At 29.7% G+C, this 11,008-nt stretch carries 15 protein-coding genes; all 15 read left to right on the forward strand.

Annotated features, from left to right (window positions below; all coding sequences use genetic code 11):
- Positions 1–3 precede the first annotated feature (3 nt).
- The 15 genes from QOX03_RS03770 to QOX03_RS03840 all read left to right on the forward strand — a co-directional run bounded on the left by QOX03_RS03770 (position 4) and on the right by QOX03_RS03840 (position 11,007).
- Positions 4–366 carry a CDI toxin immunity protein gene (locus QOX03_RS03770; protein ID WP_283671571.1) on the forward strand — a complete coding sequence of 121 codons (363 nt, stop codon included), beginning with the start codon at positions 4–6 and terminating at the stop codon, positions 364–366.
- A gap of 142 nt (positions 367–508) precedes the next feature.
- Complete coding sequence (locus tag QOX03_RS03775) at positions 509–883, forward strand: hypothetical protein (RefSeq protein WP_002664687.1); 375 nt, start codon at positions 509–511, stop codon at positions 881–883.
- A 90-nt stretch (positions 884–973) separates the two neighbouring features.
- Complete coding sequence (locus QOX03_RS03780; RefSeq protein ID WP_119058106.1) at positions 974–1,270, forward strand: hypothetical protein; 297 nt, start codon at positions 974–976, stop codon at positions 1,268–1,270.
- Between the two features lie 228 nt (positions 1,271–1,498).
- Complete coding sequence (locus QOX03_RS03785) at positions 1,499–1,810, forward strand: UDP-N-acetylenolpyruvoylglucosamine reductase (protein WP_283671572.1); 312 nt, start codon at positions 1,499–1,501, stop codon at positions 1,808–1,810.
- 4 nt (positions 1,811–1,814) lie between these two features.
- Complete coding sequence (locus tag QOX03_RS03790; protein ID WP_283671573.1) at positions 1,815–2,489, forward strand: hypothetical protein; 675 nt, start codon at positions 1,815–1,817, stop codon at positions 2,487–2,489.
- A 2-nt stretch (positions 2,490–2,491) separates the two neighbouring features.
- Entirely contained in the window at positions 2,492–5,674 is a 3,183-nt protein-coding gene (locus tag QOX03_RS03795) for a hypothetical protein (protein WP_283671574.1), read from the forward strand.
- Positions 5,675–5,686: 12 nt separating this feature from the next.
- Positions 5,687–6,175: a hypothetical protein gene (locus tag QOX03_RS03800; RefSeq protein ID WP_283671575.1), complete on the forward strand. Its 489-nt coding sequence runs from the start codon at positions 5,687–5,689 to the stop codon at positions 6,173–6,175.
- Entirely contained in the window at positions 6,160–6,879 is a 720-nt protein-coding gene (locus QOX03_RS03805) for a hypothetical protein (RefSeq protein ID WP_119059445.1), read from the forward strand. The genes QOX03_RS03800 and QOX03_RS03805 overlap by 16 nt, the downstream gene beginning before the upstream one ends.
- Positions 6,880–7,059 carry a hypothetical protein gene (locus tag QOX03_RS03810; protein WP_119059444.1) on the forward strand — a complete coding sequence of 60 codons (180 nt, stop codon included), beginning with the start codon at positions 6,880–6,882 and terminating at the stop codon, positions 7,057–7,059.
- A 20-nt stretch (positions 7,060–7,079) separates the two neighbouring features.
- Positions 7,080–7,322 (forward strand): hypothetical protein, encoded by a 243-nt coding sequence (locus tag QOX03_RS03815; RefSeq protein ID WP_119059443.1) that lies wholly within the window; start codon positions 7,080–7,082, stop codon positions 7,320–7,322.
- 1 nt (position 7,323) lies between these two features.
- Positions 7,324–8,100, forward strand: coding sequence for an immunity 49 family protein (locus QOX03_RS03820; RefSeq protein WP_283671576.1), 777 nt, complete (start codon positions 7,324–7,326; stop codon positions 8,098–8,100).
- Positions 8,087–9,091, forward strand: a complete 1,005-nt coding sequence (locus QOX03_RS03825; protein ID WP_283671577.1) for a hypothetical protein — start codon at positions 8,087–8,089, stop codon at positions 9,089–9,091. Before QOX03_RS03820 ends, QOX03_RS03825 begins: the two co-directional genes overlap by 14 nt.
- 2 nt (positions 9,092–9,093) lie before the next feature.
- Entirely contained in the window at positions 9,094–9,780 is a 687-nt protein-coding gene (locus QOX03_RS03830) for a hypothetical protein (protein ID WP_283671578.1), read from the forward strand.
- 234 nt (positions 9,781–10,014) lie between these two features.
- On the forward strand, positions 10,015–10,704 hold the full coding sequence (locus QOX03_RS03835) for a hypothetical protein (RefSeq protein ID WP_283671579.1): 690 nt from the start codon (positions 10,015–10,017) through the stop codon (positions 10,702–10,704).
- A 105-nt stretch (positions 10,705–10,809) separates the two neighbouring features.
- The gene (locus QOX03_RS03840; RefSeq protein WP_283671580.1) at positions 10,810–11,007 is read left to right on the forward strand and encodes a hypothetical protein; all 198 of its coding nucleotides are present in this window, start codon (positions 10,810–10,812) and stop codon (positions 11,005–11,007) included.
- The last annotated feature ends 1 nt before the right edge of the window (position 11,008 follow it).

Below are 11,008 nucleotides of genomic sequence, written 5' to 3' on the forward strand. Positions count from 1 at the left end.
TAAATGACTTTGTACGAGGAATGTTTAGAAGCATTGGGTGAATATGTGGAATTATCAGATAATCAATCTCAAATAATATTAGATGCAATCACTTCTCAAATAGAGTTTACTTGGTATGAAAGGATTGACTTTAATAAAATAGAAAATAAGAAAAGGATAAGTTCTTTTGACGAATTAAGAAATATAAAAGAAAAAGAGGTATATCTCTTTTGGGATATTGAAAAACATATATTAAAAACCAAATTAATCAATATAGTAAATGCATGGGATGATGTTGAAGCACTGGGAACTAGGGTGTGGATTATTAGTGTTAAAATGGATTTTTTTCTAGAATATTATGATGAATTATGGTTAGGCTATAAATAAAAGCAATGGTAAACGTAGGGATACCTGAAGATATTGCTACGGGCTGGGTAGTAAAAGCCTTAGAAGACTTGCAGGCAAAGGGTGTTAAAAGTATTGCAAATATCCCTTGGAATGGTGTAAATTAATTTCTAAATATAATAATATGAAATCAAATAATAAAATTTTAAATGAATTTGGAAATATTCTAATCGAAAACGTTTATGATAATCAGCTTCGCTTTATAATGAATAGCATTAAAGATTTGTCTCAGACAGAGGGTTATAAAAATCTGTTTAAAGATATGAATGGGATTCAAAAAAAAGAAATTGAGAAATATACGAAAGAGATATTATCTGGGGCATTATTTGATTTTCTTAATTTATTAGAAGAAAATGATGAATATAAATTAATTTATGGTAATACGTGTGATAATCAATTAGATTTAAATAAGATAAGCGAAAATTTGAAAGCCGAACCAATTATTGAAAACGGCTGGATAGATCGGTTTAGTAAATATGCAGATGAAAGGGATAAATAGTAAAAAGTACTATACAAAATAAACTGGATAATTTGGAGGAGTTTAAAACTTTATTTCCTAATTTGATTAGGGCGAACTAAATAATTGATTATGAAAGATGAACTTTTAAAGTTAGAGCTAATTAAGTTACAAGAAATATTATACAATGAATTTAATTCAAAGTATAGATATGAAGATATTGATAATTCCATAAAGATTTTAAATCAAAAAAATAAAAAACAGTATTGTTCTATAGCTAATAAGATTAATAATTTCAGTAGAATATTATACGAAACAGGATTGCTAAACGATTTAAATGATAATATTTATGAGGAATTTATTAAAGTATTAAAAAATTTAGAGGATATTGTAAATTCAATTTGTTCGGAGAATAACACAAAGGGATAGAAGCTCCCCCAAAGCGCTATTGAGGAAATTCGACAAGTTAAAAAAATAAAAAAAGGAGATGCTAAGAGGATTTTTGAGAAGGTTAGGAAAGGAAAAGCTTTTGAAACTTTAGTAAGCTCAAAAATTAAAAATATACCCCCATTTAATACTTTGTATAAAGATTATAAACACCTAACGCAGATACACTTGAAAGGGAGATCCAAAAACATTGTTGCCGATGATTTATTTGTGAAACAGATTAGAGATAGTAGAGGGAGAACTTACTTTAGAGCCATTATAAGTGATAGCAAGTTAACAAGAAAATCCCCTTGGACACCGAACCAAAAAAGCGAGCTGATAAATGTCTTTAGGGATAATCCTAATAAAAAATTTATAGAATTTGAAGTGAGAAGTAGTAAGAGTATATTGAGTGAACAAGGTGCACCAAAGGGATTGAGAACTGTAAGAATCTACAGAGAAGATGTATATAAGATAATTAGTGAAAGGGATAATATAAAAATACCTCCAATAAATATGAATAATATTAATTTTAAAGATTAAGAATATGAAAAGATTACTTGAAATAGCAAAAGGTATAGAGAAATTAATATTAAATAATTTAGATGTAAAATATTTTATAAAAAAAGAAAATAATTACTACATTATAAATTTTATATCTTTTACTAGTCAAATAGATTATACAATTACATTATTGTTAAAAGAAGATAAAAAAGATTATATATTTTGTCCTATCCAGTACCAAATTAATTATAACTCATTAGATAACATTTTAGATAAAGTATTAGTTAATAATAAACTATTACCTTCATATGAGGATAAAGATAATAGGTGGGGTTCTTTTTTTGTAGAAAAACAAACAAATTTATATTGTTCTATAATAGATGATAATGTTTTTGACATATTTAAAGAGCAATATTTAAAAAATATTCTTCCTTTTTTTAAGAAGTGGGAAAATATAAATGTTTTGTATGAATATATTAAGGATAAAACAGAAGAAGAGTTATGGGATATTTTAGGACAATTTGCACCTATGAAAAAAGCAACAATACTAAGACTTTGTAATGATAGTCATTATCAAAAGTATATGGATAATTATTATGAAAAACAAAAAGAATATTTTGAAGAAGACCCAGAGGATATTGATAATATCCGATATTATAATGCTGCCAAAGAGTTAAAAGAAGTTTTAGATAAAACAGAGCCTATTTATAATATTTAAGTTTGAAAAACCTCCTATACATATTACTTTTATTATTCAGTATAACTTTTGGTTATGCTCAGGAGGTTGTTGCCCAAGATTTACAATCTACCAATGTAAACTACACCATCAAAGGAATAAAATATGATGAAAAAACCAAAAGAATCATCATCATAGGCGATGCTGACGCAGGTAAAGAAAGCGACAGAGGTTCAGGAGAAGATAGCCAAGAGGTGTTGCCAGGCGGCAAAGATTATACCCTTACCGATGCCAAAGGCAATGTTTGGGCTGTCGACGAAGAGGGGAACATAACAAATGTAGGAAGGCAAGCCAAAGGAGGAGCTTCTACTCTGCAAAATACCGCCGGAGTAGATGCTAAAGGAAATGCAACGGCTATCACAGCTGAAGGCATTAGAGTAACTTTTAAAAACAGTAGTGATTCCAAATACGCTTTTGACCAGCCTAAAAAAGCATTGAATAGTGATTATAAGGCGCTTAATGGTAAATTAATTCCATTCAAAGCCGTAGAAAACAAAAAGACAGAACCCTTTATTGCAAGTGTAGAGATTACAGACAGTAGTGTATCTGCAGATAGTTTAATATTTAAAACTTCTAAAGGCGTACCGATTGCTGCCGAAAAAGTTGGAAATGATTATAAATTAACCTTGAAAGGTTTGTACAGCTTTGCAGGAGAAGAAGTACAAGCAGTAATAAAGCAAGGAGATAAATACCAAGTAGCAGGCGTATTTAATTTAGTTCATATCTCACCTAAAAGGATTAAACTAAACTTAGTTCCAACGCTAGGGGTAAGTATATCCGATGAACACCAAGTACAGGAAATAAAAAAGATCTATAAGGAAATAGCTATAGATGTAGATATTAGCGTTAAAGAAGCCTTTGACATTACGCCTTATTTAGTAAATGGAAAATTACCTTCGGAAGATGCCTTTGGGGATTTGTCTAGCTACAGTCCTGCACAAAATAAGGTAATTGAAGCCTACAAACAACAGCGAGGAGTAGATTTGTCTTACTACATATTTGTAACGGATAGACCCTCTTCCAATGGACAAGACGGCTATATGCGATTGGGTGGGCAGTTTGGATTTGTGTATGACCAACAGGCAAGAACCATAGCACACGAGCTAGGACACGGAGCCTTGCGACTAGAACACCCATTTAAGGAGTTTAAGAATGTAGCCCAAGGAGATGTGAAAAACCTGATGGACTACAATACCAGCAATACCAAGACCAATCCTAACACCAACACAAATTTCATATACCCAGACTGGAAACAAGTAAACGACCCTAAGTTTAAAATTTATACGTTTCAAGGACAAAGTGAGGGGGAGATAGTTGTTGAAAAGTATTTAATTGAAGGTGAAAATAATGGAATTGCACCTAATGGTAAAATTATTAATAAATCTATATCTCTAATTAGTGGATATAAAGTAATAGAGTTAATAAAGAAAAATAGTTATTATATTCAAGGATTTGTACTATATGATAATAAAGATAATATTGTTGAAGAATATTTATGGAATGCTAAAAAAGCAAATTATTATAATGGTAATATACCTATAGAGCAATCAAAAAATATTGAGATAACTTATAACATAAGCAACACCCCTGTAAAAACTTATATTTATAGAATAATCAGTAAAGGTTGCATTTATCAATATGTAGATATTAACTATATTTCTGGTTCAAATAACATTGTAGTTCCTGAAGGGGTATCATGGAAAACAAAATTTTTATATAATGCTTCAGATTCTTGTAAAAAATCTAAAGAAGAATTTATCCAGGAAGTCTTACATAAAGATAGATTAGAATGCGAATATAATGAAATACAAGAAGATATAGAAAAGCTCAAACATTATGAAAAAAATAATGAAATTGAAGCAACGGTGGATTTCATTAATTCAATATGTTTGAATGCCTTAAGAGATCTAGAGTATAAAGAAATAATTGATTATATTAAGTTTATTTCTTATCAAGAAGGTGTAACCGAGTATTCTGAATTAGCTATTCTCAGGCTTATGAATGCCATTAATGGAAAGGACTATAATAAATTTTATAAAGATTTAGAGAGCAATAACAATGAGTTAATTAAGCAATTAGTTGCAGAAATGGATGATGCCTCTATTTGGTTTTGGGATAAAGATAATTATACTAATTTTATTGGTGCTTTAGTATTTATGTTTAATAGTGATAAAGGAAAATCAATAGAAAATAGATGGCCTAATGAGACTGATAATTTTGCTAAAAGAATTATTAATCTAAATCCAATAGACTATGGTGATATTGAGACATCTGCACTAGGTGTCACATATACTTCAAAAGTAAATGAAGGGAAATATGATAATGAAACTGGCAATATAACATTAAACGACCTTTACACAACCACAAGTATTAACACATACAATTTCAACCAAGGTGCTATTCCGGTACAAACAAATCATAGGGATACTATAGATGTAATTTCTCCGCTTACGCCGATTATTATTGTTCCTAATAAGAATAAAATTCCTTTGATAAGTACGGCACTAGGAGAAAATACTTTGGGTACAAAAATGTATATTGTTCCAGCAATCTTCTTGAAATATAATAGTGACAAGATACGGAACGATTATATAGAAAAAGGTGTCATAACAACACTTGATATAGGGACTATTGCCCTAAGTGGAGGTACGGCATTGGCTACTAAAGTACATTGGGTGCGCCGAGCTTGGGCATTGGCAGAAGTAGCAGGAGCTGTGGGTAATATAGCTATAAATACAGATGCTATTGATGTAAATTCTAACTACGGAAAAGCTGTAGAAGCCTATAACCTCGCAATGGGTATTATAGGGGTAAAAAATATAGCACAAGGCGGCTATAAGTTTGCAAAGAATTTACCAAGCCAAACAAAACAATTATTGCAGGAAAATAAAGGGATAAGAAATTTACTTTCGGCTAAATATTTAGAATGGAAAACTTATACCTCTAATATAGATAAATTAGGCGATGCGGAAAGAAAAATAATTAATGAGCAAGAAAAGGTTTGGAAGACATTATTAACATTGCCTAAAAACACATATCTATATAATCCAAATATGGCAGACAAAATACGCCAAGTAGTTTTAAACTCCGGCGTGAGTATGGAGAAATTTATTAATATAAATTATAAAGCCTCTCATGGATTAGCAAGTACTGATGAAATAAAATAGTTACAAAATTTTGTGACTAAGTACTTTCAAAAACCTAAAATAAATGATTTGCTGCGTAAAGTTATAACCAAAGAGGATTTTATGAAATATTACAAAAATACTAAAGACCCTATAATGTCTAGGGGAGCTGGTTTTGTAACAAAAGCAGAAGATTATATTATACCAAATTCCTCAAAAGAATTAATAGAAAATCTAAGATTAGATTATTCCGGCACTAAATTCTCAAAAGACAAAGGATTTGTAGTAATGGAATATAAAAACCCTTCACCAAATGTAGAGCATCCATTTAATACACCTCAAAATAATAATCCTTTACCTTATACAAAAACTGGTATGACAGGTTCTAAACGAAATATCATACCTGAATATTATTCTGCTGATATTGTTGAATTTAAAGTTGGTGATGTTGCAAAGGTATATGACAAAAATGGAAATGTTATAGAGAAATATGTTATAGAAAGTGATAATCTGACTGGGATAAAAAAATGGAAAAAACAGTAAATTTTTATGGAAATAACAAAGACTTTGTTATTTATAAAGGTAGAAAATATTATTATGAAAATTACTCAGGAAGTATAAGTTGGTATTTTGATATTCTAAAATTACTTTCTGATAAAAACTATTATAATGAAACAATTATATCTTTGGAATTTAATAGATTTGAGATAATTTATGATTATCAATATAAACGCAAAAAACTTTTCTTGCCTGTATCTAAGGAATTGATAGAGTATTACTCTACGACAAAAGAATTTGAAAATAGTAAAACTATAAGGTTAACTAATATTCATATAAATAATAATGTTAACTCATTTTATGAATTTTCCATAGAGGTTATTATAGATAACTTTAGAACTGGTTTTCAAAGAAGTTTTGCTTTTGAGGATAAGATATACATTGAAACACCGGAAAATGAATTTTTAAAAAGTCAAATGACTCAGCTTTTTGGAGAACCGGAAAATATACCTGAATTAGACGGTGAAAAGTATGATAGTGGGAAAAAATTTTTTTTTAATATTGTATCAAAATCACGAATTGATAAAATAATAGGGGTTAAAAAATATAGGGATACTTCTACTATAGGTCAGCCAGATGGAGAGAAATTTACAGGAATAGAGGAAGAGCTAGTTTTAGATTTAAATAACTTTGACGAAAACATATACAAAATATTTGAAGACCACGGAATGTTGGAAATTCAAAGATAAATGAGTAAACTAAAAGAGGAGTTCAAGGAGACAATGGAAATAATATCAGAATTTTTAGATATAGAACAAGGTGTACAGATAGAAGCCCCAGTAGTTACAGAAGACAAGATTTATATATTAGACAGTGAACAAGTATTGTATATCTACGAAAGGGAGATATTTCTAACCCTAGCGAAATAATTGTTATTGATGCCAAGCAAATGAATGCGAATGGATCTGTGAGATTAAATAAAGGAAACCCAAATACCCGACTACCAGTTCAAATGACTGAGGACTGGTTGAGATATATTGCTCGTGAAAAGTTAAGTACACTTGATGGTTTACAAAAACAAACATCAGAAGCAATATTAGATGCCCCTAAAGGTTTTATTCAAAAATATGTGGTAGCTGTTGATAAAACTAAAGGAGAAATAAACTTTTTAAAATTAGGTAAAGATTTTTAATATGAAAGATTTAAAAAAAGATATAGAAAACTCTCTAAGTCGACAATATAAATGGTTAAATCATATAGAGAATGATTTTGAAAATGCAGATCCAATGTCTCTAAATTTTCGATTTTTAGAAAGAGACTGGGCAGTTTACGAAATTTTGAATAGGAATATATCAAAAGCAAAACAACATTTTTGTACTGCTTCGTTATTAGATAAGTTACGCATTGAGAAGTTTAATAATAATATGTTTGATTATGAATTGTCAGCCGTCACATTTCCTATTTTAAGTGATAATAATGAATTAATCAAAGATTATTCAACTCTAAGATATAAAGCTTGGGGTAGAATGCCAAGTATGGACGAGAATGTATTAATGGGGAAAAGTGCAATTTGGTGTAATACAATTCAGTTCTTTATGGTAAATGATGTTCAAGGAGTAGAAAGAAACTTAAATATTATTGAAACTTTAACCTTACCAAAGCTCCCCAAAAACCAACAAGAGTTAAAAATTGATTATGCTTTTTATAAAGCACTTTTAGCAAAAGATAAGGCTAAATGTGAAGAATTATTGGAGCAATTAGTTAGCCCTAAAATCCATAAAAAGAGAAACGATAATTTAGTCTTAAATAAGTATATTTCTCAACCTGCATTAGGTTATGCAAAATTAGCTTGGAGGCAGGGAGTAGAAGTTGAAGTAAATAGTTCTTTAGTGCCAAAAGAAATATTACCAATTGCACCATTAGATAATTACGAAATACCTTATGATTTTTTGAAAGATGAAGTTAAGTAAATTTACAAAATATATAATTTGTTTTTTTCTTCTACTTTGGATAGGAGAAAAAAGTATATTAGCTAAAGTTCATACTGATAATTTAGAGTTCAGCATCACACACAAGTTTTTAGTAAAACAATTAGATGATGCAGGCAATATCATCACTAAAGAAGTTTCCGGAGATGATTTACAAAATATAAGCAAGGAGTCTATCGAGAAAGTTATAAAAACACTTCACTTAGATAACTTAGCTACAAAACTTAATTGGAGCAAAGCTGATATAACCAAATTAGTTAACAACCTTGATGAAAGTATCGATTTATCGCAATTTACTAATAAGTTAGAAAATTTAGGTAATGACTATTTAAAACAATTCCATCACGATTATTTTAAAAGCAGTAATGCAGCGGAATTGCAAGGCATCATAAAAAATGTTGATGATTTAGAAAGATGGGAGCTGCTTAAAAAGAACCCTGAAGATGCCTTCGAAATAGCCCGAGAAAACCCCAGTTGGGAAAAATGGAGTAAAACGAATTTCTTTAAAAATAATACTAGGTTAGGACGAAGTCTAAATGATAAGATAGTTAGTGCTTTGAAAAATAAACAGGGAAAACTTTTTGATGAGTTAGCAGAAGTCTCTGGAATACCTATAAAAGATTTACAGAAATATGATGTTTTAACCGAAGTGCCCTTAGAAACAACAGGTGGCTTTATGAAAGCTGATATTGTATTAGTACTAAAAGGAGGCCCTAAAAAATCAATTAAAGATGTAATTATTATAGAGAATAAATTAAGTAAAACCACCGCCTTTACAAAAAGACAAAAAGAAGGATTTGGAGCTATTTTACAAAACGGAAAGCATACCATGAAAGTGAAATATTCAATGAAAGGAAAATACTCTAAGATTAAAGATTTAATTATCTCAAAAGATAAAATTTATCGTTTTTATGACCATGGGGAGGATGAGATAGAAAATGTCATTATTGAAAAAATAACTAAAATAAAATAATTATGCTTAAGAAGAAAGAAAAAAAAGACTACGTATTTAAGAAGTTAGATGAGCTGTTAAAACCGCAAGGGTATAAGGCGTTTAAAACAGGTGGTCCTCCTACTTATGTTTTAAAGCAAAAAGACAAAGCGATTAGTTTTTCGTTATACTTCAAAGATATGGGGCAAATTGATATTTCTGAATTAGAAATTTCTTTGTTCTGTGTAGAAAATTATATTATAGAATTATTTGGAAAAGAATATATTACTGAGCATTACTTTTATGATGAGAAAAAAATTTTTTTGTCAACGGTTTATGATAATGAAACCGAACCCTTAGAAGGATTGTATAGAGGAATTGGTTATGACGTAAAAACCCAAGAAGAATTAGAAACTTTTACCGATTGGGTTATAAATTATTTAAAAACAGATGGACAAAAATTTATAGAAACCTATTCCTATCTTCCAAATATTCTAAAAAGAATGGATGAATTGCTAAGCGAGGGAAAATATTGGGGAGATATATTATCAGGAGGTCCAGAGAACTTATTTAGAGGGTTAATTATTTCAAAATTGTGCAATGACATTCATTATGAAGACAAAATAAAGTATGTAGATAAGATATTTTATGAAGATCCAGACGAATGGATACCTTATTACGAAAAGCTAAAAGAGCGCTTAAAAAGCGTAGAGCCAAAGTATAATATTTAAATTAAGTAAAAGCACAGCCTTTACAAAAAGACAAAAAGAAGGTTTTGGAGCTATTTTACAAAACGGAGAACATACAATGAAAGTGAAGTATGATGTTAAACTTAATGATAAAATTTATTTTTATAAAGAACAGATGATTTCTATCTCAAAAGATAAAATATTCAAAATATCAGACGGAGGCACCGATGATATAACAAAAGTAACAATTGAAAAAATAACTAAAATAAATTAAGAATGAAAACATCAGAACAAAAAAAGTTAATACTAAATGTACTACGCCCCTTTTTTAAGGAACACAAAATTAAAGGAAAGAATGAATGGGCATTGTTATATCAATTCAAATATAAACATAATACAGAAAATATTTTAAAAGGGGGGATATTTTTTAGCAACTATGAACCTCCTGTATTTATTCCTCAACTAATAATTTGTTCGGTTGAGGATATAATATGGGAAATAAAATTTCCCAATCAATCATTTGAAGACTTAAAAATTTCTGATTATCCTTTTGGTACATTAAAGAATACAGGAGAATTTAGCCGTCTTATTGAAAGCAAATCGTTTAAATTTACAGATGAAAATAGTTATAAAGAATTTGCTTACTTGATTATAAATTACCTCCAAAAAGATACCCCAAAAATAATAGAAACCTATTCCTATCTACCGAATGTTTTAAAAAAAATGGATGAACTTACAGCGGAAGGGAAAACATGGCAAAATAAAGGACGAGGTATTTTATCTGGGGCATTGGATGCACAATTTAGAGGTTTAATCATATCAAAATTATGTAATGACCCTAATTTTGAAGAGAAAATAAAAATGTGCAATGAGATTTTTTCAAGAGAGCAATATAAAGCATGGCTTCCCTACTACGAAAAGCTAAAAGAGCGGCTAAAAAGCGTAGAGCCAAAGTATAATGTTTAGTTTTTGCAAGGGGCTATCTTCAAAAGCAGGCACCGCACCGCCCTTGCCTCGTAGGAATAGAAGAATCGCAAGTAGGAGCACATTTTGTTGCGAATTTATCAAAGAATGGCTCGTAGGAATAGAAGAATGACCAGTAGGAACGCAACTTTGCCCCGTAGGAATAGAAGACAAGATTTATATATTAGACAGCCGGCAAGTATTGCACATTTACAAAAGAGAAATGTAAACAACTTAGACCAAATTAAATGGATATTTGATGGGCAGAAAGCCCCAGCAGATTTTAAAGAAAAGATGATAAAATAGA

This window comes from Candidatus Ornithobacterium hominis (assembly GCF_951229915.1).
Lineage (GTDB): Bacteria > Bacteroidota > Bacteroidia > Flavobacteriales > Weeksellaceae > Ornithobacterium > Ornithobacterium hominis.

Bases quoted from the DNA above. Each gene is read 5' to 3' on its own strand.
- QOX03_RS03790 (WP_283671573.1), top strand. From the start codon at position 1,815: ATGAAAAGATTACTTGAAATAGCAAAAGGTATAGAGAAATTAATATTA.
- QOX03_RS03820 (WP_283671576.1), top strand. From the start codon at position 7,324: ATGAAAGATTTAAAAAAAGATATAGAAAACTCTCTAAGTCGACAATAT.
- QOX03_RS03810 (WP_119059444.1), top strand. From the start codon at position 6,880: ATGAGTAAACTAAAAGAGGAGTTCAAGGAGACAATGGAAATAATATCA.
- QOX03_RS03830 (WP_283671578.1), top strand. From the start codon at position 9,094: ATGCTTAAGAAGAAAGAAAAAAAAGACTACGTATTTAAGAAGTTAGAT.
- QOX03_RS03840 (WP_283671580.1), top strand. From the start codon at position 10,810: ATGGCTCGTAGGAATAGAAGAATGACCAGTAGGAACGCAACTTTGCCC.
- QOX03_RS03815 (WP_119059443.1), top strand. From the start codon at position 7,080: ATGAATGCGAATGGATCTGTGAGATTAAATAAAGGAAACCCAAATACC.
- QOX03_RS03805 (WP_119059445.1), top strand. From the start codon at position 6,160: ATGGAAAAAACAGTAAATTTTTATGGAAATAACAAAGACTTTGTTATT.
- QOX03_RS03825 (WP_283671577.1), top strand. From the start codon at position 8,087: ATGAAGTTAAGTAAATTTACAAAATATATAATTTGTTTTTTTCTTCTA.
- QOX03_RS03835 (WP_283671579.1), top strand. From the start codon at position 10,015: ATGAAAACATCAGAACAAAAAAAGTTAATACTAAATGTACTACGCCCC.
- QOX03_RS03775 (WP_002664687.1), top strand. From the start codon at position 509: ATGAAATCAAATAATAAAATTTTAAATGAATTTGGAAATATTCTAATC.
- QOX03_RS03770 (WP_283671571.1), top strand. From the start codon at position 4: ATGACTTTGTACGAGGAATGTTTAGAAGCATTGGGTGAATATGTGGAA.
- QOX03_RS03780 (WP_119058106.1), top strand. From the start codon at position 974: ATGAAAGATGAACTTTTAAAGTTAGAGCTAATTAAGTTACAAGAAATA.